We start from the raw sequence: 24385 nt of genomic DNA, 5'->3' as shown, positions 1-24385 counted from the left end.
CTTACTTTATTAGATTTTCTATGTAATTGGTGATGTATTTTTTATCTGTTGCGTAATCAAACCATTTCGTGTTTTCATTTCTTTTGAACCACGTCAATTGTCTTTTGGAAAATCTTCGGGTATTTTTCTTGATTTCTTCGATGGCAAATGGCAAGGTGAAATCTCCGTCAAAATAACTAAATATTTCTCTATAACCGACCGTTTGAAGCGCATTTAACGCTTTATTAGGATACAGAGCTTTTGCTTCATCTAGTAAACCTTCGTTCATCATAATATCAACGCGTTGATTAATACGATCATAAATTACTTTTCTGTCTGCTTCTAAACCAATTAAAACAGGAGTAAAGTTTCGGTTGTTTTTTTTCTGATTTAAAAAAGAAGAATATGGCTTTTGAGTTCCGATACAAACTTCTACAAAACGCATCATTCGTTGTGGGTTTTGAAGTGTTTGCGGATTTTCTAAAGTTATTTTTTGAAAATAGTCTGGATCTAAATTCTGTAATTGTTCTTGTAAATAATTGATTCCAAGTTTTTCATAATTTGAATTTACTTCAGAACGAATTTCTGGATTGATTTCAGGAAATTCGTCAAATCCTTTCAAAACAGCATCTACATACAATCCTGAACCACCAATTAAAATAGCAAAATCATTTTTCTGAAATAATTCTTCTAATTTTAAAAGTGCTTCTTTTTCGTAATCACCAACGGTATAATTTTCGAAAATGGATTTGTTTTGAATAAAATGGTGCTTAGCGGATTTTAACTCCTCCTGATTTGGAACTGCTGTTCCGATCGTCATTTCTTTAAAAAACTGACGGCTGTCACAGGATATTATTTCACAATTGAAATGTTGTGCCAAAGCAATACTCAAGGCTGTTTTGCCTATAGCTGTTGGTCCGACAATGGTAATTAAGTATTTCATATTTCTTCTAGCCCAGATGGGAATGAAAACCCCGGACTTATATTTGTTAGTTTTTTTTGGGATAAAAGAGCGACCAGCGGAAGCTCCTTTTATACCTTAAAAAAACAGCAAAGATAAGGAGGAGTTGCAATGTACAGCTGGAAATAGCTCCATAAATTAAATATTAGGTAATTCTGTTCCACATTCGTAGCAGTACTTTGCATTATCAAAGTGGACTTGTGAATTACAATTTTGGCATGTTTTTTTCCCGCTTACAGTATTATTTTTTAAACTGTTTTTGGCAAATTCTGCAGTAACAATTCCGGTTGGAACGGCTATAATTCCGTAACCCAAAATCATAACGAATGAAGCAACAAATTGACCTAAAGGGGTTATCGGTGAAATATCTCCATAACCGACTGTTGTCAAGGTTACTATAGTCCAATAAATACTGACTGGGATGCTTGTAAAACCACTTTCTTTGCCTTCTATCACATACATAACAGAACCGATAATTACAGTACTGATCAATACGAAATAGATAAAAACAAGAATTTTTTCTTTACTGGCTTCGATTGCCTCACGCAGCTGTACAGACTGATGTGAAATTTGCGGAATATGAAGTATTTTGAATAATCTGAAAAAGCGTAACGCTCTTATAACCGATAAAATACTAGCTCCCGGAAAAAATATGGAAAGATACATGGGTAATACAGCAAGTAAATCGATGATACCATAAAAACTAAAAATATATTTTACAGGTTTTTGAATGGAGATAATACGTAAAATATACTCGATGGTAAAAAAGACGGTGATAATCCATTCACAGATAATAAGTTGGGAATGGTATTTTTGGTTGATTCCCTGAACGGTCTCCATCATGACCAAAAGTACACTCAGTAAAATTAATCCGAGTAAAACCAAATCGAAAAGTCTTCCTAAAACGGTATCTGTTCCGTAAAGAATTACTTTTATTTTTTCTCTAAAGCTTTCGTATTGGGATTTCATTTTTGTCATATCACTAAGATAAAGAAAATTAGGGTATTTTAAAAATGAAGAATTTTAAGCGATTTACTTTTGCGCATGTAATTTTGAATTATGTTTTTTACATCGCGATTGTTTTGCATTGGAATTAGAATGTTTTTTAAGATTTCGATGTTCGTAATCTGATAATTCAAATCGTAAAAAGCATAGCCTTTATAAATACCATCTTCGATTAATACGGCGCTTCGTTCGTTTACATTTCGGCCTCTGTCAATAAGAATCATGCTTTTGTTTTCAAAACTATGTTCTGAAATGAATTGTTGTACTCTTAGGTTATACGTTTCAGGTGAAACTTCGCCAATGCAAGCGCCATCACATTCCTTGATTTTATATTGAAAACACTCTTTCTTAGTTTGATATAAACCGGTTAATTTTTGGCACAGAAAATATTTTGAAGTGAATTTGAAAAGCATATTTTTACCTTCCTGTAAAGAAGCAAAAGAGGTAATTTCTTTTTTACGGCCATCCGCTTTTTGAAGTTTTATGTTCAAATAACCATTTGAATCTTTTTCTGCATACAAAGCAAAAGGAAACACCGTTTTTTTCTGTGATCGATTATGTCTCGGTCGGTTTATTTTTACTTCTTCACTTTCTTTTAAAAGCGCAATTAATTCGCTTCCGGTTTCGTCATAGGTTATTGTGAAAACTTCAGCCTGTATTTTTTTGCTTTTTGTAGTAATTCCGGTGAAATGTTGATTGACCCTTTTTCTGATATTTTGGCTTTTACCAATATAAATTAAGTTTCCACCTTCATTATGAATATAATAAACACCTGTTTTAGTTGGCATTTGTCCGACTAAATCTAACAATTTTGGTGCAATACCTTTTTCAACTTCTAGTTTTATAAAATCTTTTACAATTGTTTTTTCAAGATCTTTTTCTAAAAGCATCTTAAATAATTTTGTCGTTGCCATAGCGTCGCCACTGGCACGATGACGATCTGCCATTGGTATGCCAAGCGCACGAACTAATTTTCCTAAACTATAAGAAGGTTGTTCCGGAATTAATTTTTTAGCTAATTCGACTGTACAAAGTGTTCTGGCTTCAAAGTCATATCCTAGACGTCTGAATTCGGTACGTAAAATTCGGTAATCAAAAGAAGCGTTGTGTGCTACAATTATACAATCTGAAGTGATTTCTATGATTCGTTTTGCAACTTCAAAGAATTTAGGAGCTGAACGCAACATAGCATTATTTATTCCGGTTAATTTCACCACAAAAGGCTGAATCGGAATTTCAGGATTAACAAGACTAATGAATTGATCAACTACTTCATGGCCATCAAATTTATAAATGGCTATTTCGGTAATTCCTTCTTCATTAAACTGGCCTCCAGTGGTTTCTATGTCTAGTATTGCGTACATTTTCAATGTCAATTTCAAAAATCAATGGCAATATCAATTTCAAAAATCAATTTCAATTTCTGAAAATTGTTATTGTTATTGCCATTGTCATTGTAATTGAATTTATTTTTTATTAATTATCATTTTTGATGAAATCGCAATTAATTGTTCAACTTCAATTAGAAGTTTATTGCGCTTATCATTATCGCCTTCTTTTATGTAATCTAAAATTTTCAATGAGTTTCTGGATTCTTTTAACTCTTTTACAACTAATGAAACTTTGAAAATAAAATCTTTATCAGTTATTGTTCCCTGTGCTTCTCCAAAATTTAATGATGCACTTCCGGAAGACCTAATCAATTGATTTTTATAATATTCATTTTCGAATATCTTTTCTAATTGTCTTGTAAAGAAAATACATTCTCCTGCAAATCTCACCAACCTATCTTCAAAATTGAAAATTTTCTCCATTAATACTATTGTAATTGACTTTTGATATTGTAATTGATTTTTGAAATTTAGCGTCCTCCAAAAATACTGCTTCCAATTCTAACCATTGTGCTGCCACAATCGATAGCAAGTTGGTAATCTCCGGACATTCCCATTGAGATTGTATTTAATTGTAAATTTTCATTTTCGATTGTTTGAATCGAATCAAAAATTGACTTTAAATGTGTAAATTCTTTTTTAATTTGGTTTTGGTCATCTGTAAAAGTTGCCATTCCCATTAACCCTAAGATACGAATGTTTTTCATCTCTTTGAATTCTGAAGAAGATAATAATTCATTTAGTTCGTTTTCGTCCAAACCAAACTTCGATTCTTCTTCGGCAATATATATTTGAAGCAGACAGTCAATAATTCGATTGTTTTTTGAAGCCTGCTTGTTGATTTCCTGCAATAATTTCAAACTATCAACTCCATGAATCAAACTCACAAATGGTGCCATAAATTTGACCTTGTTCGACTGAACGTGACCAATCATATGCCATTGAATGTCTTTTGGCATTTCTTCCCATTTATCTGTCATTTCCTGGATTTTGTTTTCTCCAAAAATGCGTTGGCCAGCTTCGTAGGCTTGCATTAAGTCTGAAACAGGTTTGGTTTTAGAAACTGCAACAAGAGTTACATTTTCTGGTAATGTGGATTTGATTGTATTTAAATTTAATGCTATTGACATTTTTCTATTTTTTCTTGAATTCTCAATAATACTAGTCTTTCGTCTATAATTATTTTTTCTTCCTTGGACTTCTTAAACTCATTAAAAATCTGTATGATACCTTCGTCAGAATATGTTTCAAATAAATTTAGGATGTAATTATCTTTTTTGTTTTTTATTTTTAAATAAAAAGTAGCACCTCTTATTCCTTGTCGAGAACCGATACTATGTATTTCAATATAACTCTCTTTTATATTTATCGATTTTAGCCATTTCGTATTAAATGTTTCTCCATGTAATATAATGTTATTTTCTTCGAAAGTTATTATATCAATATTGTTTTTGCTTCTATTGATGATTATAAAAACACAAATAATCAAAAGTAACGCCTCAATTATAATTGTAAGAAAGAGTGAAAGGTTAAAAATGATAATTATCGGTGAAAGAAGAATAAATTCAATAAAAAAAAACAAATTACTTAAACGAAAAAAACGTTGATTGAAATTTTTATATTCACTCTCAAATGTTATCATATTTGAAATCTCTTAAACAAACTGCTTAGAGATTTTCTCTGCTTTTTTACTTTCACTATAATCGTAAAAACCTTCACCAGATTTCACACCTAATTTTCCGGCTCTTACCATATTTACTAAAAGTGGGCAAGGAGCATATTTAGGGTTTTTGAAACCTTCGTACATTACATTTAAAATTGCCAAACAAACATCAAGACCAATAAAATCAGCTAATTGTAATGGCCCCATTGGGTGTCCCATTCCTAATTTCATCACCGTATCAATTTCATAAACTCCGGCAACTTTATTGTATAACGTTTCGATTGCTTCGTTTAGCATTGGCATTAAAATTCTGTTTGCTACAAAACCCGGATAATCATTTACTTCAACTGGCGTTTTTCCTAGTTTTACAGATAAATCCATAATGATTTTAGTGACTTCATCACTTGTATTGTATCCGCGAATGATTTCTACTAATTTCATAATCGGCACTGGATTCATGAAATGCATTCCGATAACGCGTTCAGGATGTGCTACAACTGCTCCGATTTGTGTAATGGATATAGAAGAAGTATTCGTCGCTAAAATGGTATTATGAGAACAAGCTTCGTTTAATTGCTTGAAGATATTCAATTTTAATTCAACATTTTCGGTTGCTGCTTCAACAACTAAATCAACGCCGACAACACCATCTTTAATATCTGTATAAGTGATAATATTAGTGATTGTTTTGGCAACATCTTCCTGAGTGATTGTTCCTTTAGACAACATTCTGTCTAAGTTGGCGGCGATAGTTGCCATTCCTTTATCTAGAGATTTTTCAGAAACATCAATAAGTTTTACGGTAAAACCACTTTGTGCAAAAGTATGAGCAATTCCGTTACCCATTGTTCCAGCACCAATTACAGCTATAGTTTTCATTTAAATTGAGGTATTATATTTATGATTTTAGCCACGAATTCACCAATTAAATTCGGGAATTCGTGGCTAATTTATTTTTGAAATTATATTTTATTTATCGAAACAATCAATAATTTGATAGGCCACACGCAAAGCATCTGTAGCTTGTTCTAAAGTTACAACTGGCGTAGTATCAGTATTGATTGCATTTGCGAAAGACTCTAATTCGTCCAGAATAGCATTGTTTTGCTCAACATCAGGATTAGTAAAGTAGATTTGTTTCTTTATTCCTTCAGCATTTTGAAGAATCATGTCAAAATCTCCAGGAACTTCCGGTGCATCTTTCATACGAACCACTTCACATTTTTTCTCGAGAAAATCAACTGAAATGTAGGCATCTCTTTGAAAAAAACGTGTTTTACGCATGTTTTTCATCGAAATTCTGCTTGCTGTTAAATTTGCTACGCAACCATTTTCGAATTCAATTCGGGCATTGGCAATATCCGGAGTATCACTAATAACAGAAACTCCACTTGCATTGATATTTTTAACTTTTGAATTTACAACACTTAAAATCGCATCAATATCATGAATCATCAAATCTAAAACTACTGGAACGTCTGTACCGCGTGGATTGAATTCTGCTAAACGATGTGTTTCAATAAACATCGGATTTTCGATCATGTTTTTTGTTGCAATGAAAGCAGGATTAAAACGCTCCACATGACCAACTTGACCTTTTACATTGTATTCTTTGGCTAAAGCAATAATTTCTTCAGCTTCTTCTACAGTGTTGGCAATAGGTTTTTCTATAAAGATGTGTTTTCCTGATTTTATAGCTACCTTAGCACATTTATAATGTGAAAGTGTTGGTGTTACAATATCAATTACATCCACAGCGTGGATTAATTTTGCAATAGTGTTGAAGTTTTTATAGCCAAATTCTTTTGAAATTCTTTCGGCATTTTCCTGATTTTCGTCGTAAAATCCAACTAATTCGTATTTGTCAGATTGTTGTAATAAGCGTAAATGTATCTTACCTAAGTGACCAGCACCTAAAACTCCTACTTTTAACATGAGAATGTATTTTAAACAAAAATATAATTTATTTGTTGAAAGTAAAAGTTAATACAATAAAGATTTAGCGATTTAATAATTAAAAATCAATATTTGATTTCTTTTTTACTTTCTTATTTTTGCCAAAATAAAACCTACCCATTTTGAAAGACACTGCCAAACATCAAGGACTTCGTAATCAATTAGTAAGCACTTTAGAACAAAAGGGAATTACTGATAAAGCAGTTTTGGATGCGATAAAAAAAATCCCAAGACATCTTTTTCTAAATTCAAGTTTTGAAGATTACGCGTATCAGGATAAGGCATTTCCTATAGGAGCGGGGCAAACTATTTCACAGCCTTACACTGTTGCTTTTCAATCGCAGTTGTTAGAGGTTAAAAAAGACCACAAAATTTTAGAAATTGGAACAGGTTCAGGTTATCAAACCGCTGTTTTGTTTATGCTTGGTGCAAAAGTGTACAGTATTGAAAGACAGAACGAGTTGTTTAAGACAACTTCTAATTTGTTTCCGAAATTAAACATTCGCCCAAAACATCTTTCTTTTGGAGACGGTTATAAAGGTTTGCCAAATCATGCTCCATTTGATAGTATTATCGTTACGGCTGGGGCTCCGTTTATTCCTCAACCCTTAATGGCACAATTAAAAATAGGAGGAAGGCTGGTTATTCCGTTAGGTGAAGATGTGCAGATTATGACTTTATTAATTCGTAAAAATGAAACACAATTTGAGAAACATGAGTTTGGAGAGTTTCGATTTGTTCCTTTATTAGAAGATAAAAATTAGAATAAAAGCCCAATTAGTTGGGCTTTTATTATTTTGAAACCAATTCAATTGCGCGAAGTAAATTTTCTTTTTCGATTCGAAGAATAAAATTCACAAAAATAGAGGAGTCATTTTTATTTTGACATTCCTCCAGAATAGATAGATATTCGTCTATTTCATTTTTGTTTCCTTTTATAGTCGCATAAACAAAAGCGTTCTCAACTAGTATCCAATTCATTATCAAATTAGCAATTTGTATGTTTCCATTTTCAAAAGGACTGATTTTTATTAATTTTAAATATGCTTCAGACGCTAAAATTATTGGATGTAAATTGGTTTTATTGCTGTCGTACCAATTAAAAAACAAATTCATTTCCCGAATAATCAAAGGATCGTTTTTATATTTTCCAGAATTTTCTGGTTTAATTCCTCTTGAAATTAAATTGTGAATTGTAAGTAATTCTTTTTCAGATATGGAAACTTTTTTCTGATTTAAATCTTTAATGTAACCCACGGTTTCCTGAAGATTTATAGCTTCCAAGTGCTCGCGCATGCTTTTTCCCGAAATTGTCAATCCTTCATTGATAACCGATTTAGTTTCTTGAAATGTTAATGAGTTTCCGTTTACACGATTACTTTCTGAAATAAATTCCAATTCCAATATTTTTGAAATTCGATGTAAATCGAAATGTTGAAAAGATTGTATTTGTTTTTTTAAAATTTCAATTTCATCTAAAATCGATTGTATACTGGATAAAACTCCAGAACTGATAACCTTTTTAGAATTTTGAATTTCTTGCTCAACTAGAAGCAATGCTTTTAATGCAAATTCTTCATCACCAATTTCATATAAGATTTTTTCTTTTAACCATGCAATCATTAAAGTTTCAAAGTCAATTTCTAGGAGTTGGGAAAGTCTAGAAATTTGCTCTCTTGTAGGTTTTCTTGTACCTGACTCAAATTTACTTATTAATGCCTGATCAATCCCAAGAAGTTGTGCTACTTCACGAGTTTTTAATCCTTTTTGCTCTCTTGCATTTTTAAGTAATATTTTCATTTTTTAGGAAAATGATTTAAATTGTCTTGACAAAAGTAGTCATTTTTAAGAGTGTAAAAAAAGCAATATTTATATATTGCTTTTCATTATTTATTTTGGTAGTGATCCGTCTTTTTTCATTTCGCCAACAACAGCTTGCATTATGGCATCAACAGTTTGTCCTAAATCAGTAACATATTCAGATTTTGTAGTTCCTGTCCAGATTAATTTGTTTTGTTTTAATGAAAAAATATTGGTTTCTACCATATAAGATGTAGTTTCCTGATAATATCCGGGATCGTAGAAACTTGGAGAATACATTCCGTACCAGTTTCCAAATCCATAACCATACATTCCGGTGTACATTCCGTCGAATCCTCCGTAATACATACCTGTATAAGTTCCGGGAACGTAATTTGTTTCTTTTTCGGTACTTACTAAACGCATAGTAACAACGCCGTCAAAATTTTCATCTTGTAGAATTTTTAATTTTTGTTCCTGGGTAAAGTGTTTAGTAGTTTCGTTTAAAAATTGGTAAGAAGTTCTAAAAATCTGATTACTGGCTGCAATCCTGTTTTCTGTAATTCTTCTTGAAGCTTCATCTTTGACTAAAGCAACAACCAAGACTTTTTTAAATTGTTCCTGTGCAACTGTTACATCAGGATCTCTCCAGCTATTTACAATTGAAGTATTACTGCCACAACCTGAAAGTGCCAGTACGGCGATTAACAAAACTAAGTACTTTTTCATATTTTACAGTTAAATTGTTTCTATAAAAATAATGATAAAATCTTAATAAACACTTCTTTAGTGTGAAATTAAAGTACTTTAATTGTAAGCTTTTTTAATTCGATCTAAGTCGCGTTTTGTGTCTTGCTCTTTTAGAGACTCGCGTTTATCGTAGTTTTTCTTTCCTTTACAAAGACCGATCTGCAATTTTGCCAGACCTTTTTCATTTGTAAATAATTTTAACGGTACAATAGTAAGTCCTTTTGCTTGTACACTTTTATGAAGGCTTTTTAGTTCTTTCTTATTTAAAAGCAATTTTCTCTCACTTCTTGATTTATGATTGAATTGATTTCCAAAAGAATATTCCTCAATATAAGTATTGATAGCAAAAAGCTCGAGATTGTTAAATTCACAAAAGCTTTCGGTAATATTGGCTTTTCCTAAGCGTATAGATTTAATCTCTGTTCCGGTTAAAACAACTCCGGCGGTATAGGTATCGATTATCTCGTAATCGAAACGAGCTCTCTTATTAAGTATATTGACTGTCTTTAACATAGTTGCAAATGTAAAACAAAATTGAAAAACTTTAATACAATCTAAGATAATTAAAGATTTTTTTAATCAATGACTTTGATCATGTTTAAAGAAAAAACTTACATATAAGTTTGTTTAATAATTTAAAACAAACTCAAACATGAAAAAAATTTTATCATTAGTTGGTATTGTGTTAATCGGTTTAACCGCAAAAGCACAGGATGGAAATCAAGGTTTAAAAGGGGCTTGGTTTGCTACTTCTCAATTTGGTTATCAGCAAACTAAAACTGGAGATGCAAAAAACACAAGTTTATCAGTTTTACCAATTGTTGGAACATTTGTTACTCCATCAGTTGCAGTTGGTGCAGGCCTTGGGTATGTTAACATAAAGGCAGATTCAAATTTAGGAACTTCAGCAAAAACAGATTTGATCGTAATTGAGCCGTTAGCAAGAAAATATTGGAATGTTGCTGGTTCTCTATATTTCTTTGGACAATTAGCAGCTCCAATTATTACAGGTAAAGAAAAAGAAAGAGATTTAAAAGTAAGTCAGGTTGGTTTAGCCTTGTCAGGTGGATTTGATTATTTTGTAACAAAACATTTTTCTGTAGAATTCTCTTATGACTTGGCTAATTTCACATCAACAACTTTAGACCCAAAAGTTGGAGAAAAAACAACTGTAACCAATTTTGGATTGGCACATGTGGCAAATGTTGAATCTTCCTATAATGGTGCTTTAGGTGGAAGTAATCCAAATTTATTATCACCACTTTCTTTCGGATTTAAATTTATATTCTAATAGTAGTCGATTTGATTTAAATTTAATTTCAATTCGTTAATTTTGTAAAAAAGAAAGACCGTACTTTTTGGAGTACGGTCTTTTACTATTATTTTTAAAAAGATAAAATGCAAAATCAATCGAAAGATCCTTTACACGGAATTACGCTTCAATCCATATTAGAAAAGCTTGTGGCTTATTATGGTTTTGATACCTTGTCAGAATTAATTCCAATAAAATGTTTTACTTCAAATCCAAGTATAAAATCCAGTTTGACATTTTTAAGAAAAACCGATTGGGCTCGTAAAAAGGTAGAAGATTTATATATTAAATCCCTTTCTAAGTTTTAATTTAATTTATAGGAAATCATAACACCACCACGGTATGGAAGCCATTCTCCGCTTTTATTCCAATTTTCTGCTTTGTCATATCTACCTGGTGTACCATCGTTATAATAGCCATGGTAGAAGCCTTGATGCCAGCCGCCTCCTGCAAAAATATCTAATAAGAATTTATCGTTCAATTTAATGTTATAACCAACAGTAACTCCTAAGCGGTAACCAAAACCGTGCTCATACATATTACTATCCCAATAATTCCATTTTTGTATCTCATATATATCACCACCAATGTGGCCACCAACATAAAATCCATTATATCTTTCTTTGAAATGGTAACGAATTTCCGGGGTCAGTGTAACAAATTTCATTGGACTATGTCCATTAAAAGATTCCCAAAAAGAAGCCATAACATCAACGCTAAAAGTTGTTTTTTCACCAATACTAGTTTCAATTCCTATATTTGGAATTGCTACTAAAGCAGTTGCACCATTAAATTTTAGATAAGTTTGACTTTGTGATTGGATAGAAAAGAAGAGAACAAGGATAATAAGTATTTTTTTCATAAAAAGTAAGTTTTCGGAATTCGAAATAAGGGTTAAATCACTTATTTTGCGTGCAAATATAACGCAATAGAGTAAGTTAGTATTGTGAAAAAAATACTTTTAACAACAATTATTTTTGATTTAAAACGGATGTGTTTTTATTTATCTAATAATGAATAAATTACCTTATCAAGAAAACGACCTTCATAAAATTCAGATTCTTTTAAATGTGCTTCTTTTATAAATCCGCATTTTTGCAATACTTTTTCTGATGCTAAATTTGCAGGATCAATTACGGCTTCAATTGAATGTAATTTTAAATCATCAAAACCATATCTAATTAATCTGTTTACGGCTTCAGGTATAATTCCTTTACCATGAAAGTCAGGTAACAGCATGTAGCCAATTTCAGCACGGTAATTTTCAGGCTGCATTCGGTAATACCCAATAATACCAAGTAGTTTAGAACTGTCTTTGAAAGTAATTCCCCAGTTTATCCCAACATTTGTTACAATTTTATCTTCAATCATAGCGATATGTTCCAAAGCATCTTCAGTATTTTTTACCAGAGGTCTTGGAATGTATTTCATAGTGTCAGGATTAGAACGCAGTTCAAAAATTTCATTTACATCATCGTTGGTAATTCTTCTTAAAAGTAAACGTTCTGTTTCTATAATTGGAAATGGAGAAAAATTGAATTCTAGCATTTTTTAGATTTTATAATATTTGTATATTGAATTTTGAAGTGAATGTCTGATCTGCATCCAAAATTAAAATTCCTTCTTTTTTGAATAGATCACCAGAATTCTCAGGTGTGTCTGAATAACCAAACCAAGGTTCGATGCATATAAATGGAGCCTGTTCTTTTGTCCAGATACCTAAGCTTGGGAAATTTTCAAAATCAACTTTTATATATGGTTTTGAATTTTCAAGGATAGTAAGTGAGTTTGACTCTAATGTTTTAAAAACCAAAGCATCGTTTTCGAATAATTTGTAATTCAAGGGAACTAAATTTTCAATGGTTTCTAAAACTTGCGTTTTATTAGAAACCAGGTCGTTTTCTAAAAGTGAAAATTTTAGCACTTCCTCTTTTTCAAATTTTAAGCTATAATCATCAAAATTACCAGGTAAAGCAATCGCCGGATGTGCACCAATAGAAAAAGGCATTTTAGTTGTATTTTGATTTATTACTTTGTATTCAATGTCTAAAGTGCTTTCTTTAAGTGTATATATAAGTTGTAATTCAAATTTAAATGGATACTTTTTCAATGTTTCAGCATTTGACTGCAAGGAAAAAGTAGCGCTATTTTCGCTTTTAGTAGTCAGTACAAACTCCATGTCTCTTGCAAAACCATGTCGTGGCAATTGATATTCTTTCTCGTCTACAGTATAAACATTGTTTTTTAGAGTACCTACAATTGGAAAAAGAATAGGGGAATGCTTTCCCCAAAAATCAGGATTACCTTCCCAGATAAATTCCTTGTCCTGATTCTTTAACGAGAATAATTCAGCTCCTGCGTTTTTAATTGAAGCTTTAAGTGTTGAATTTGAAATAGTTGTATTCAAAATGATATAATTGGAAAATAATTAGTTTCTATCGAACTGTAAATATATTTTATAAATTTTAGTTTTTGAAAGAAATAGCTTAAATTATTTTTTTAATAAAAATTTGCTAAAGTTCAATTAAAGCTTAAGGTTTTCTCTGTAAATAGCTTTTTTTTTCATTAATTTGCTACATAAACAGCTAAAAAATATGAAAAAACAATCCTCTAAAGCCTTATTAACCATGGCTTTGTTTGTAGGGATTTCTTCTGTTTGGGCACAGCAAACCCCAGCTACAACAGCAGTAAATCCGGTAAACAATTACAATTATCATGATGCTTTTGCGCCACATTTTTATACAAAAAATGGCACATCAACCCGTTCTGCAAGTGGTCAGCCTGGTGTTGAGTACTGGCAAAACAGAGCTGATTATCAAATAACAGCAAAGTTAGATGAAGTAAAAAATGAAATTACAGGTACTGATGAAATTACCTATACCAACAATAGTCCGGATAAATTATCATTTGTTTGGTTAAATCTGGATCAAAACTTATTCAAAGAGGATTCAAGAGGAAATGCAGTGGTGCCTTTGACAGGGAGTCGTAATGGAGCTCAAGGTCAGGTTTTTGATGGAGGTAATAAAATTAAATCAGTAAAAGTGATTTCTGGTGGAAAAACTAAAGTTGAAACTGATGCAAAATTTATCGTTTCAGATACCAGAATGCAAATTTTTCTTCCTCAGGAATTGGCTTCAAAAGGTGGATCTGTAAAAATTAAAATTGAATTTTCATTCATTGCTCCTTTCGAAGGATCTGACAGAATGGGAGTTTTAGAAACTAAAAACGGAAAAATCTTCACGATTGCACAATGGTACCCACGTATGTGTGTGTATGATGATGTACGTGGATGGAATACTGCACCCTATTTAGGAGCTTCTGAGTTCTATTTAGAATATGGAAATTTTGACGTAAAACTAACGGTGCCTGCCAATCATTATGTTGTAGGTTCAGGAGAATTGTTGAATGGGGCAGAAGTTTTGCCTGCAGAACAGTTTAAACGTTATAAGGCTGCTTCACAAAGTGACAAAACCGTAATGATTCGTACTGCAGAAGAAGTTGCTGCAACAGCAACAGCTAATGCAACAGCGCAGAAAACATGGCATTATCAAATAAAAAATGCCCGTGATTTTTCTTGGGCTTCATCTCCTGCTTTCATTTTGGACGGAGCAAAAATTAATTTGCCAAGTGGTAAAAAATCGTTAGCATTATCAGCTTATCCAGTTGAAAGTGCAGGTAACGATGCGTACGGACGTTCTACAGAATACGTTAAAGCTTCAATTGAAAATTACTCGAAAAGATGGTTTGAATATCCTTATCCAGCTGCAACAAACGTAGCAGGAAATGAAGGCGGAATGGAATATCCTGGTATTGTTTTCTGTGGATGGAAATCTAAAGGAGATGATTTATGGGGCGTTACAGATCACGAATTTGGACATATTTGGTTTCCTATGATTGTAGGTTCTAATGAGCGTTTGTTTGCATGGATGGACGAAGGTTTTAATACTTTTATTAATTCTTTAAGTTCTTTTGATTTCAATAATGGAGAATACAAACAAAAACCAGCAGATCTTCACGAAGATGTAGAATATTACACAAGCCCAAAATTAGAGACTATTATGAGTTCTCCTGATAATATGAAGGAAGCTAATATTGGTGTTTTATGTTATGCAAAGCCAAGTGCAGGATTGACAATATTAAGAGAGCAGGTTTTAGGAGAAGAGCGTTTTGATAAAGCGTTACGTACTTATGTGGAGCGTTGGGCTTACAAACACCCAACTCCGGATGACTTTTTCAGAACAATTGAAAACGTCGCAGGAGAAGATTTAAGTTGGTTCTGGAGAAGCTGGTTTGTAAATAACTGGAGATTTGACCAAGGAATTAATTCTATTAAATATGTGAAAAACGATCCATCAAAGGGAGTTGTAATTACAGTTGAGAATTTTGATAAAATGCCGATGCCAATTATTTTGGATGTAAAAACAAAAAGTGGAAAAGTAACGAGAGTGAAATTGCCTGTTGAAATTTGGCAACGTAATAATGACTGGACTTTTAAACACAACTCTACTGAAGAGATTGAAAGCATTACACTAGATCCTGATCATGCTTTGCCAGATTATAACGAAAGTAATAATGTTTGGACTGTGGGAAAAGGTAAAGTAGAGAAAGATATTATTTTAGATGGATATTTAGGAAATTATTCTGCTGCAAATGGTCCTTTGAAAATTGAATTTACAGAGAAAAACAGTGTTCTTAATGCAGAAATTACAAATTACCCTAAGTTTGCTGTTGAGCCTGTAGAGGGTGAAAAAGACACTTTTGAGTCAAAAAGAGCGGGCTTAAAATTTAAATTTAACGAAGCTAAAACAGGATTTGATATGGTTGTTTTAGGAAATGGAAAAGTTATTCCGTTTAAAAAGAATTAAAAAAAACAGAATTTCAAAGTATTTAAAGCCCGATAGTTATATAGTAACTATCGGGCTTTTATATTTTTGGATTTCAAGTTTTAGGTTGTAATTTTCCGAGAAAACTCAGAACCTTAGTAACTTAGAATCTTAGCATCTTTAAAAAAAATAACATTACGCTAAAAAAATGTTAGAATTTTATTTTTTTGTTTTGCAAATAAAAAAATAGTGTATTTTTGCACTCGATGAATAAAATAAGTTTACATATAACTTCTTTGTCACGGACAAACTCTCCTGTAACTTCTCCCGAAGTACGGATACTATCTGTATAGTATTCACAGAGTTTTTCGCCGCGTATTTATTTATATTCATTTTTCATTTTGAAATCACATCATTTGTCCATTGGACAAACATATCCTAAAACTATATATTATTTTGTAAATTTTCTAAATCAATATTTTGATTTTGAGAATGTTACTTCTATTTTGTCTAATTTTATTGGATTGATTTTTAGATTTCAAACTAAACAGTATGTTTTAATTTTTAACTCTAACTTCAGCTATTGAAATGAAAATCTCTATTGTTGTAACTCAAGAAGAACACTTCAAATTCGCACAGGAAATTTGCGATACGATAGAATCATCTGCCTTATTAAGAGGTACAGGGATTGCTAAAAGAACTCCTGAGTACATTCAGAAAAAAATGGCGAACGGTGATGCGATGATTGCTTTGGCAGATGGAAAATTTGCAGGTTTTTGTTATATCGAAAGTTGGCAGCACGGAAAATTCGTGGCACATTCTGGTTTAATTGTACATCCGGATTACAGAAGTTTAGGTTTGGCTAAAAAGATCAAATCTAAAGTTTTTGATTATTCTTTACAAAGATACCCAGACGCAAAAATATTTGGAATTACAACTGGTTTAGCTGTAATGAAAATCAACTCTGATTTGGGTTATAAGCCTGTGCCTTTCTCTGAATTAACGACTGATCCAAGTTTTTGGTCAGGATGTAAAACCTGTACTAATTATGAAATTCTAAAAAGCAAAGAAAACAAAATGTGTCTTTGTACTGGAATGTTGTACGATCCAAAAGAAAAACAAAAAGATCCGCCAAGACATCCTTTTAACGAAGCTGTTTTGAACAGATTAAAAAAAATAAAACAAGCTTTATTCTTAAATAAAATTCTGTCTTTTATTTTTTTGCCATAAGAATGCCAATTAAAAAGAAATCTCAAACTTGCTAAATACGAAAGTATTAGCCTAAATTATATAAAATGAAAAAAGTTGTATTAGCTTATAGTGGAGGATTAGATACCTCGTATTGTTTGAAATATTTAAAAAATGAAAAAGGATACGAAGTTCACACCGTACTTGTAGATACAGGAGGATTTGATGCTGAAGAATTATCAGCAATTGAAAAAAGAGCCTACGAATTAGGAAGCGCGCAACACGCCAACCTAACCATCGTAGATAAATATTATGATAAAGCTATAAAATATTTGATTTTCGGAAATGTATTAAAAAACAATACGTATCCTTTATCAGTAAGTGCAGAGCGTGTTTTTCAGGCAATTGAGGCTATTAAATATGCTAAAAAAGTAGGAGCAAGTGCTATCGCACACGGAAGTACAGGTGCAGGAAATGATCAGATTCGTTTTGATTTAATTTTCCAGACTATTGCTCCGGAAATTGAAATTATCACACCAATTAGAGATTTGAAACTTTCAAGACAGGAGGAAGTAGATTATTTATCTAAAAATGGTGTTCATTATTCTTGGGAAAAAGCACAATATTCTATCAATAAAGGACTTTGGGGAACAAGTGTTGGAGGAAAAGAAACCTTAACTTCCAGCCAGCCATTGCCAAGTGATGCTTATCCTTCGCAATTGCAAAAAGAAGGTGAAGAAAAGGTAAGATTACACTTTGAGCAAGGAGAATTAGTAGGTTTAAACGGCATAATGGATAAACCATCAAATAACATTGTTGCTCTTGAAAAACTGGCAAACGCTTTTGCAATTGGAAGAGATATTCACGTTGGAGACACCATTATCGGAATTAAAGGGAGAGTTGGTTTTGAAGCTGCTGCTCCATTAATTATCATCAAAGCACACCATTTACTAGAAAAACATACTCTTGGGAAATGGCAGCAATACTGGAAAGAGCAACTTGGAAACTGGTACGGAATGTTGTTTCACGAAGGTCAGTTTTTAGATCCTGTAATGCGTAACATCGAAACATTTTTGCAGGACACTCAAAAAACAGTGAATGGTGTTGTAACGGTTTCTTTAAAACCTTACCATTTTTCGCTTGACGGAATTGAATCAGACAATGATTTGATGAACACAGGTTTTGGTCAATATGGAGAAATGAACAATGCCTGGACGTCTGATGATGCAAAAGGATTTATTAAGATTTTAGGAAATGCGCAAAACATATTTTCATCTGTAAACCATTTAGATTATGATTAATGTCGGAATAATTGGTGGTTCGGGCTACACGGCCGGAGAACTTATCAGAATATTAATGTATCATCCCAATGTAAATATCGATTTTGTTTACAGTACAACCAATTCAGGTAAACCGCTTTCTCTGGCGCACCATGATTTGATGGGAGATATTGAAATGAATTTTACTGACACCATCAATCCAGAGGTAAATGTTGTGTTTTTATGTTTAGGCCACGGAAAATCGATTTCCTTTTTAAAGGAAAATCAATTTGCGAGTCACACTAAAATTATTGATTTAGGAAATGATTTCAGACTGAATAAAGACGCTCATTTTGAAGGAAAAGATTTTATTTACGGTTTGCCGGAACTGAATAAAGCAGATATTAAAAAAGCAAATTATATTGCAAATCCAGGTTGTTTTGCGACAGCAATTCAGTTGGCTTTATTGCCTTTAGCAAAACATAATTTATTGAATAATGATGTTCATATTAATGCCACAACAGGAAGTACCGGTGCAGGAGTTGGACTTTCAGAAACCTCTCATTTTAGTTGGAGAAACAATAATATGTCGCATTATAAAGCTTTTGAACATCAACATTTGGGAGAAATCTCAGAAAGTTTGGTTCAATTGCAGGATGATTTTGAAAGTGAATTGCTTTTTATTCCGAACAGAGGAGATTTTCCAAGAGGAATTTTTGCAACATTATATACGTCTTCAGATGAAAGCTTGGAGTATACCGTTGCCAAATACGAAGATTTCTATAAATACGAACCGTTTGTAACCGTTACAACGACAAACATCAACATGAAACAAGTCGTACAAACGAACAAATGTATCATCAGTTTAATGAAAAAAGGAAACCGGATTTTAGTTACCTCAATCATAGACAACTTAACAAAAGGTGCTTCAGGACAAGCGATTCAAAATATGAATTTGATGTTCGGCTTAGAAGAAACCATCGGTTTACATTTGAAACCAAGCGGATTTTAATATTAAGTTGATGGTTTTTGGTTTATAGTTGATGGAGACATCGAATTTAACCAACAACTATCAACAATCAACTAATAACAAAACGAAATGAATTTATTTAACGTATACCCACTTTATGACATAACACCTGTAAAAGCAGTAGACTGCACTATTACAGACAATAACGGAGTGGAATATTTAGACTTATATAGCGGACATGGTGTAATTTCGATTGGCCATACGCAACCTGATTATGTTGAAAAGCTAAAAAATCAATTAGATCATTTAGGATTTTATTCGAATGCAATTCAAAATCCTTTGCAGGTTGAGTTGGCTCAGAAATTAGGAAAGCTTTCAGGATTGGAAGCTTATGAATTGTTTTTGTGCAGTTCTGGAGCCGAAGCGAATGAAAATGCTTTAAAATTAGCTTCTTTCCATAATGGAAAATCAAGAGTTGTAGCTTTTGATAATTCTTTCCACGGAAGAACTTCGGCAGCAGTTGCGGTTACTGATAACAAAAAAATTGTTGCGCCAATTAATGCACAGCAAGTCGTTACTTTTTTACCTCTAAACCAAATTGATTTAGTAGAGGCTGAATTGGCAAAAGGAGATGTTACTGCCGTAATTATTGAGGGAATTCAGGGAGTTGGCGGTTTAGACCAGGGAACAACAGAATTTTTTCAGGCTTTGGAAAAAGTATGTAAAAAATACGATGTTGTTTTGATTTTAGACGAAGTACAATCTGGATACGGAAGAAGCGGAAAATTCTTCGCTTTTCAACATCACGGAATCAATGCTGATATTATTTCTGTAGCAAAAGGAATGGGGAACGGTTTTCCGGTTGGAGCGATTTTAATTTCTCCAAAATTTGAAGCAAGTTTCGGATTATTAGGAACTACTTTCGGCGGAAGCCATTTATCTTGTGCTGCTGGAATTGCTGTTTTAGACGTAATTGAAAAATTAAATTTAATTGATAACGTAAACGAAGTTTCAGCTTATTTTGCAGAACAAATCAAACAGGTTCCTGGAATCAAACAAGTAAAAGGTAAAGGATTGATGCTTGGAGTTGAATTTGATTTTGATGTATCTGCTTTAAGAAAGAAATTAATTATCGAGAAACATATTTTTACAGGAAGTGCGAACAACAAAAATCTATTAAGAATTTTGCCGCCATTGACAGTGAAAAAATCAGATATTTATACATTTATTGTCGCTTTAAAAGAAAGTTTAGAAGAATTGAAAAATTAGAATATGCTTATCCTAACAGGTTTCCAAAACCTGTTAGGTATCATAAAGTTTCCCTTAAAAGAAACAAACCAAAAAACAACCAAGTATAAATTATGAATCCATTATCAATTGAAAAACGCAATCTCGTTTTGCGTTCCATGGCAAAGCTTGTCGATCAGGAGCGGAATCAAATCATTCTCACCAATCAGGAAGATTTATTGGCTTATGACGGTTCAGATTTAGCAATGGAAGAACGTTTGAAAGTAGATGATAAAAAAGTCGACGAGATGATTTTATCATTGAATCAACTGGCTTCTCAGGAAGATCCGGTTGGAGTAGAACGTTTTCACTTTGTTCATGATAATGGAATAAAAGTCATAAATAAAACAGCAGCATTTGGTACGATTCTAATTATTTACGAATCGCGTCCGGATGTTACCATTGAAGCAGGTGGAATTGCCTTTAAATCCGGAAATAAGATTTTATTAAAAGGAGGAAAAGAAGCTTTACGATCAAATTTAAAAATTGTGGCGCTCTGGCATCAAGCTTTGGAAGAAAATGGAGTTTCAAAAGACTGGGTTGAATATTTGAATTACAATCGCACAGAAACACAAGCTTTCCTAGAAAAACCAACTCAAAAAGTAGATTTAATTGTTCCGAGAGGAGGAGAAAAATTAATTGAGTTCGTCAAACAACACGCCACTTGTCCGGTAATTGTTAGCGGTCGTGGAAACAATTTTGTGTACGTTCATGAAAATGCCGATACCGATTTGGCTTTAAAAGTAATTTTAAATGCCAAAACTTCTAAGATCTCAGCTTGTAATGCTTTAGATAAAGTTTTAATCGATTCAAGATTACCCAATTTCGAAGGTTTTGCCGCCATGTTAATTGAAGCTTTAACAGAATCTAAAGTTGAAATTATCGTTGATAAATCATTAGAAAATTTCGAAAATACCGAAACACTTCAAAACGAAGATATTTGGTATGAAGAATTTCTGGATTATAAAATTGTCATCGGAACAATTGATTCTGAACAACATGCAATTGAAAAGATCAACAAATATTGCGGAGGACATTCGGCAGCTATTATTACAAGAGACGAAAAAAAGGCAAAGCAATTCATGGAGTCTATTGACGCCGCTGCAGTGTATCACAATGCGTCAACACGATTTACAGATGGAGGACAATTTGGTTTAGGCGGAGAATTAGCGATAAGCACAGACAAATTACATCAAAGAGGCCCAATTGGTTTGCAGCATTTGGTTACAAACAAATGGTACGTGTACGGAGAGGGACAAATTAGATAATTGAGATAATTTGATAATTATTAAGACAAAGCTTTGCGAACTTACCGTTTACAAACACAAACAATATAAAAAGCCTTGCGCACTTTGCGGTTAAAAAACTGCGGTTAAAACAACAACAATGGGGAAAAAGAGGATTTTATTAAAAATAGGAAGTAATACTTTAACCAAGGAAACCAACCATATTTCGCGGGGAAAGATTGAAGATATTGGTATGCAGATTGCCGCTTTGAATAAAGATTACGAATTTGTAATTGTAAGTTCAGGAGCAATTGCAGCCGCAAAGCAGTTTGTAAAACTGGAAAGTAAAGGAAAAGAAATTGCTTTGAAACAAGCTTTAGCATCGATTGGTCAGCCCCATTTAATGCGGATTTTCCACGAAAATTTCAGCGATTTAGGTTTATTGACATCACAATGTTTACTGTCTTATTCCGATTTTGAAAAACAGCAGTCAAAAGTGAACATTGTCAATACCATTAATGTTTTGGTGGAGAATAATTACATTCCGATAATCAATGAAAATGACACCGTTGCCACAGATGAGATCCGGTTTGGAGATAACGACAAATTAGCAGCGTTAACAGCGGTTCTTTTAAATGTTGACATTCTGATTATTGCGACTAATACAAACGGTATTTATACTAAAGATTCTATTCACAATGAAAATCCCGAAACGATAAAATTAGTAAATGATTTACAGGTTTTAGAAAAAGAAATCGGCGAATCTAAATCATCACACGGAACAGGAGGAATGCAATCCAAAATCGAAGCCGCCGGAATCGCAAAAGCAGCAAACATCGAAACCTGGATCGTCAACGGATTAAATGATAATTTTATTTTAAAGGCATTAGAAGGAGAAATTCCTTTTACAAAGATTATTTAGAAAGTTTTTTAATAGTTATTTATAAATAAATGTAATGATAAGAAGAGAATCTTTTTCAAGGAGAAGGGGTATTGTTTTACCGGAAAGCAATATGACTTTTGATAAATTAAAGGAATTATCTTTGGCAATTTATACTATGTTAACTGAGAATGGATATTTTCAAAAGTACTTGGGAATTAATTGTTCAGATGGATTTATTGCAGGAGAATTAGGTCCAGATATTTCTTTACTTATGTTTATTAATTTAAGAAAAAATAATCTATATCCAGTTAATGAAAAAATTGAAAATTACAGCGAAGATGACTTGTTTGATATTTTAGAATTTCTTCACGACTATTGTTCAAAAGGTTTAGAACGAGATTTTCATGATTTAGGGTTTGGCTATAGTTGTGGTTATCATTATTCAAAATTTGATGACAATGAAGGTAAAAAGTATTTTAGAGAACTGTTTAATCCTTTATTAAGAGATTATAAAGATGGTTTTGAGATTTCTGATAAAGGAGAGATTTTAAATTTGGTAGATGAAGGTCTTTCTACTTTATATAATGCAAGCATTCCAACTGATGATTTAGAAAATATTAAAAATAAATTGAGTCTTGCTATTGTGAAATTTCGGCAACATAAATCAACGCTCGAAGATAGAAAAGATGCTATTCGAGAACTAGCGGACATTTTAGAATTTTTAAGAAAAGATATAAAGGAGTTTTTGAATAAAAAAGATGAAAATGATATTTTTAGTATCGCAAATAATTTTGGAATTCGTCATCATAATTTAGATCAAAAAAACGGATATGATAAAGCGATTTGGTATAGTTGGATATTTAATTTCTATCTAGCAACAATACATACCATTTTAAGAATCAAGAAAAAAAAGAGCAATGCTCATAAATAATTTTAAAGAAAAAACTATGAATTATATTTCAATTCAAGATATCAACTCATTATCAAAATGGGTAAAAAGCGCATTAAAAATCAAAAAGAATCCGCTTAAAAATCAAAGTTTAGGAAAGAATAAAACATTAGGGATGTTATTCTTTAATCCGAGTTTAAGAACGCGTTTGAGTACTCAAAAAGCAGCTTTAAATTTAGGAATGAATGTTATGGTGATGAATTTTACCAACGAAGGCTGGACATTAGAGTTCGAAGACGGCGCTGTTATGAATTCTGGAGCTTCAGAACATATTAAGGAAGCTGCTGAAGTAGTATCTCAATATTGTGACATTATCGCAATTCGTGCTTTTGCAGGTTTGGCCGACAAAGAAAAAGATTATGCTGAAACAGTAATTTCAGGATTTCTGAAACACGCAACTGTACCAATCGTAAACATGGAAAGTGCTGTTCGTCATCCGCTTCAGTCTTTAGCTGATGCTATTACAATGGAAGAGTACAAAACGAAACACAAACCGAAAGTAGTACTTTCCTGGGCGCCACATCCAAAAGCGTTACCACAAGCAGTTGCCAATTCATTCGTAGAAATGATGCAATTGCAAAAAGACATGGATTTTGTAATTACACATCCTGAAGGTTATGAATTGAGTCCGGAAATCACAAAAGATTGTAAAATTGAATACGATCAAAATAAAGCCTTCGAAAATGCCGATTTTGTTTACGTGAAAAACTGGAGTAACTTCAACGATTACGGAAAAGTAACCAACATCGACCCAAGCTGGACGGTTACTGCTGAAAAAATGGCTTTGACCAACAACGGAAAGTTTATGCATTGTCTTCCGGTTCGTCGTAACGTAATTGTAAGCGACGAAGTAATTGACAGCGAGAATTCAATCGTAATTCAGCAAGCAAATAACAGAACGTATTCAGCACAATTAGTTTTACAGAAGATTTTAAAGAAATTGTAAATAAAGGTGCAAAGGTTCAAAGTTGCAAAGGTTCAGA

At 32.4% G+C, this 24385-nt stretch carries 26 protein-coding genes; 12 read left to right on the top strand and 14 right to left on the bottom strand.

The features are described from left to right. Nucleotide 1: 1 nt before the first annotated feature. The 8 genes from miaA to BUA98_RS08165 all read right to left on the bottom strand — a co-directional run bounded on the left by miaA (nucleotide 2) and on the right by BUA98_RS08165 (nucleotide 6934). The gene (gene miaA, locus BUA98_RS08200; protein WP_072971116.1) at nucleotides 2-922 is read right to left on the bottom strand and encodes a tRNA (adenosine(37)-N6)-dimethylallyltransferase MiaA; all 921 of its coding nucleotides are present in this window, start codon (nucleotides 920-922) and stop codon (nucleotides 2-4) included. A gap of 156 nt (nucleotides 923-1078) precedes the next feature. Continuing rightward, nucleotides 1079-1918 carry an ion transporter gene (locus BUA98_RS08195; RefSeq protein ID WP_072971115.1) on the bottom strand — a complete coding sequence of 280 codons (840 nt, stop codon included), beginning with the start codon at nucleotides 1916-1918 and terminating at the stop codon, nucleotides 1079-1081. Between the two features lie 29 nt (nucleotides 1919-1947). Beyond that, nucleotides 1948-3309: an exonuclease domain-containing protein gene (locus tag BUA98_RS08190; RefSeq protein ID WP_072971114.1), complete on the bottom strand. Its 1362-nt coding sequence runs from the start codon at nucleotides 3307-3309 to the stop codon at nucleotides 1948-1950. Nucleotides 3310-3411: 102 nt separating this feature from the next. Next, nucleotides 3412-3759 (bottom strand): four helix bundle protein, encoded by a 348-nt coding sequence (locus tag BUA98_RS08185; protein ID WP_072971113.1) that lies wholly within the window; start codon nucleotides 3757-3759, stop codon nucleotides 3412-3414. A 47-nt stretch (nucleotides 3760-3806) separates the two neighbouring features. Beyond that, a complete protein-coding gene (locus tag BUA98_RS08180; RefSeq protein WP_072971112.1) occupies nucleotides 3807-4466 on the bottom strand; it encodes a YggS family pyridoxal phosphate-dependent enzyme in 660 nt (219 codons plus the stop codon). Next, nucleotides 4457-4978: a hypothetical protein gene (locus tag BUA98_RS08175; RefSeq protein ID WP_072971111.1), complete on the bottom strand. Its 522-nt coding sequence runs from the start codon at nucleotides 4976-4978 to the stop codon at nucleotides 4457-4459. Before BUA98_RS08175 ends, BUA98_RS08180 begins: the two co-directional genes overlap by 10 nt. Nucleotides 4979-4990: 12 nt before the next feature. Then, entirely contained in the window at nucleotides 4991-5878 is an 888-nt protein-coding gene (locus BUA98_RS08170; protein ID WP_072971110.1) for a 3-hydroxyacyl-CoA dehydrogenase family protein, read from the bottom strand. 90 nt (nucleotides 5879-5968) lie between these two features. Further along, nucleotides 5969-6934 (bottom strand): Gfo/Idh/MocA family protein, encoded by a 966-nt coding sequence (locus BUA98_RS08165; RefSeq protein WP_072971109.1) that lies wholly within the window; start codon nucleotides 6932-6934, stop codon nucleotides 5969-5971. Nucleotides 6935-7077: 143 nt separating this feature from the next. Between BUA98_RS08165 and BUA98_RS08160 the strand changes: the two genes are divergently transcribed. Beyond that, nucleotides 7078-7719: a protein-L-isoaspartate(D-aspartate) O-methyltransferase gene (locus BUA98_RS08160; protein ID WP_072971108.1), complete on the top strand. Its 642-nt coding sequence runs from the start codon at nucleotides 7078-7080 to the stop codon at nucleotides 7717-7719. A 28-nt stretch (nucleotides 7720-7747) separates the two neighbouring features. Here the strand turns inward: BUA98_RS08160 and BUA98_RS08155 are convergent, their stop codons facing one another. From BUA98_RS08155 to smpB, 3 genes are all read right to left on the bottom strand, one after another. Further along, nucleotides 7748-8755, bottom strand: coding sequence for a helix-turn-helix domain-containing protein (locus BUA98_RS08155; protein ID WP_072971107.1), 1008 nt, complete (start codon nucleotides 8753-8755; stop codon nucleotides 7748-7750). 90 nt (nucleotides 8756-8845) lie between these two features. Continuing rightward, nucleotides 8846-9484: a lipoprotein gene (locus tag BUA98_RS08150; protein WP_072971106.1), complete on the bottom strand. Its 639-nt coding sequence runs from the start codon at nucleotides 9482-9484 to the stop codon at nucleotides 8846-8848. Nucleotides 9485-9562: 78 nt separating this feature from the next. After that, nucleotides 9563-10018 carry an SsrA-binding protein SmpB gene (gene smpB / locus BUA98_RS08145; RefSeq protein WP_072971105.1) on the bottom strand — a complete coding sequence of 152 codons (456 nt, stop codon included), beginning with the start codon at nucleotides 10016-10018 and terminating at the stop codon, nucleotides 9563-9565. Nucleotides 10019-10157: 139 nt separating this feature from the next. On the opposite strand from smpB, the gene BUA98_RS08140 reads away from it, so the two are divergent. Together BUA98_RS08140 and BUA98_RS08135 are read left to right on the top strand one after the other, a co-directional pair. Then, nucleotides 10158-10796 carry an outer membrane beta-barrel protein gene (locus tag BUA98_RS08140; RefSeq protein ID WP_072971104.1) on the top strand — a complete coding sequence of 213 codons (639 nt, stop codon included), beginning with the start codon at nucleotides 10158-10160 and terminating at the stop codon, nucleotides 10794-10796. 107 nt (nucleotides 10797-10903) lie between these two features. Then, a complete protein-coding gene (locus BUA98_RS08135; RefSeq protein WP_072971103.1) occupies nucleotides 10904-11125 on the top strand; it encodes a VF530 family protein in 222 nt (73 codons plus the stop codon). Here the strand turns inward: BUA98_RS08135 and BUA98_RS08130 are convergent. The 3 genes from BUA98_RS08130 to BUA98_RS08120 all read right to left on the bottom strand — a co-directional run bounded on the left by BUA98_RS08130 (nucleotide 11122) and on the right by BUA98_RS08120 (nucleotide 13224). Then, complete coding sequence (locus BUA98_RS08130) at nucleotides 11122-11679, bottom strand: DUF3575 domain-containing protein (protein ID WP_072971102.1); 558 nt, start codon at nucleotides 11677-11679, stop codon at nucleotides 11122-11124. The two genes, BUA98_RS08135 and BUA98_RS08130, sit on opposite strands and share 4 nt — an antisense overlap. 137 nt (nucleotides 11680-11816) lie before the next feature. Next, on the bottom strand, nucleotides 11817-12365 hold the full coding sequence (locus tag BUA98_RS08125; RefSeq protein WP_072971101.1) for a GNAT family N-acetyltransferase: 549 nt from the start codon (nucleotides 12363-12365) through the stop codon (nucleotides 11817-11819). Between the two features lie 10 nt (nucleotides 12366-12375). After that, nucleotides 12376-13224 (bottom strand): aldose 1-epimerase family protein, encoded by an 849-nt coding sequence (locus BUA98_RS08120; protein ID WP_072971100.1) that lies wholly within the window; start codon nucleotides 13222-13224, stop codon nucleotides 12376-12378. A 187-nt stretch (nucleotides 13225-13411) separates the two neighbouring features. On the opposite strand from BUA98_RS08120, the gene BUA98_RS08115 reads away from it, so the two are divergent. From BUA98_RS08115 to BUA98_RS08075, 9 genes are all read left to right on the top strand, one after another. Further along, complete coding sequence (locus BUA98_RS08115; protein WP_072971099.1) at nucleotides 13412-15682, top strand: M1 family metallopeptidase; 2271 nt, start codon at nucleotides 13412-13414, stop codon at nucleotides 15680-15682. 546 nt (nucleotides 15683-16228) lie between these two features. Beyond that, nucleotides 16229-16870, top strand: a complete 642-nt coding sequence (locus tag BUA98_RS08110) for a GNAT family N-acetyltransferase (RefSeq protein WP_072971098.1) — start codon at nucleotides 16229-16231, stop codon at nucleotides 16868-16870. A 65-nt stretch (nucleotides 16871-16935) separates the two neighbouring features. Further along, nucleotides 16936-18129, top strand: coding sequence for an argininosuccinate synthase (locus tag BUA98_RS08105; protein ID WP_072971097.1), 1194 nt, complete (start codon nucleotides 16936-16938; stop codon nucleotides 18127-18129). Further along, nucleotides 18122-19099, top strand: a complete 978-nt coding sequence (argC, locus tag BUA98_RS08100; protein ID WP_072971096.1) for an N-acetyl-gamma-glutamyl-phosphate reductase — start codon at nucleotides 18122-18124, stop codon at nucleotides 19097-19099. Before BUA98_RS08105 ends, argC begins: the two co-directional genes overlap by 8 nt. An 87-nt stretch (nucleotides 19100-19186) precedes the next feature. Then, the gene (locus tag BUA98_RS08095; RefSeq protein WP_072971095.1) at nucleotides 19187-20326 is read left to right on the top strand and encodes an aspartate aminotransferase family protein; all 1140 of its coding nucleotides are present in this window, start codon (nucleotides 19187-19189) and stop codon (nucleotides 20324-20326) included. A gap of 92 nt (nucleotides 20327-20418) precedes the next feature. Then, nucleotides 20419-21612 (top strand): glutamate-5-semialdehyde dehydrogenase, encoded by a 1194-nt coding sequence (locus BUA98_RS08090; RefSeq protein ID WP_072971094.1) that lies wholly within the window; start codon nucleotides 20419-20421, stop codon nucleotides 21610-21612. 118 nt (nucleotides 21613-21730) lie between these two features. After that, nucleotides 21731-22492, top strand: a complete 762-nt coding sequence (gene proB / locus BUA98_RS08085; protein WP_072971093.1) for a glutamate 5-kinase — start codon at nucleotides 21731-21733, stop codon at nucleotides 22490-22492. A gap of 34 nt (nucleotides 22493-22526) precedes the next feature. After that, the gene (locus BUA98_RS08080; protein ID WP_072971092.1) at nucleotides 22527-23384 is read left to right on the top strand and encodes a hypothetical protein; all 858 of its coding nucleotides are present in this window, start codon (nucleotides 22527-22529) and stop codon (nucleotides 23382-23384) included. A 16-nt stretch (nucleotides 23385-23400) separates the two neighbouring features. After that, the gene (locus BUA98_RS08075) at nucleotides 23401-24348 is read left to right on the top strand and encodes an N-acetylornithine carbamoyltransferase (RefSeq protein ID WP_072971868.1); all 948 of its coding nucleotides are present in this window, start codon (nucleotides 23401-23403) and stop codon (nucleotides 24346-24348) included. Nucleotides 24349-24385: the final 37 nt, after the last annotated feature.

This window comes from Flavobacterium saccharophilum (assembly GCF_900142735.1).
Taxonomy (GTDB): domain Bacteria; phylum Bacteroidota; class Bacteroidia; order Flavobacteriales; family Flavobacteriaceae; genus Flavobacterium; species Flavobacterium saccharophilum.
Note: the sequence above shows the minus strand (reverse complement) of the source record. Positions and strands in the feature narration are given on the sequence as shown.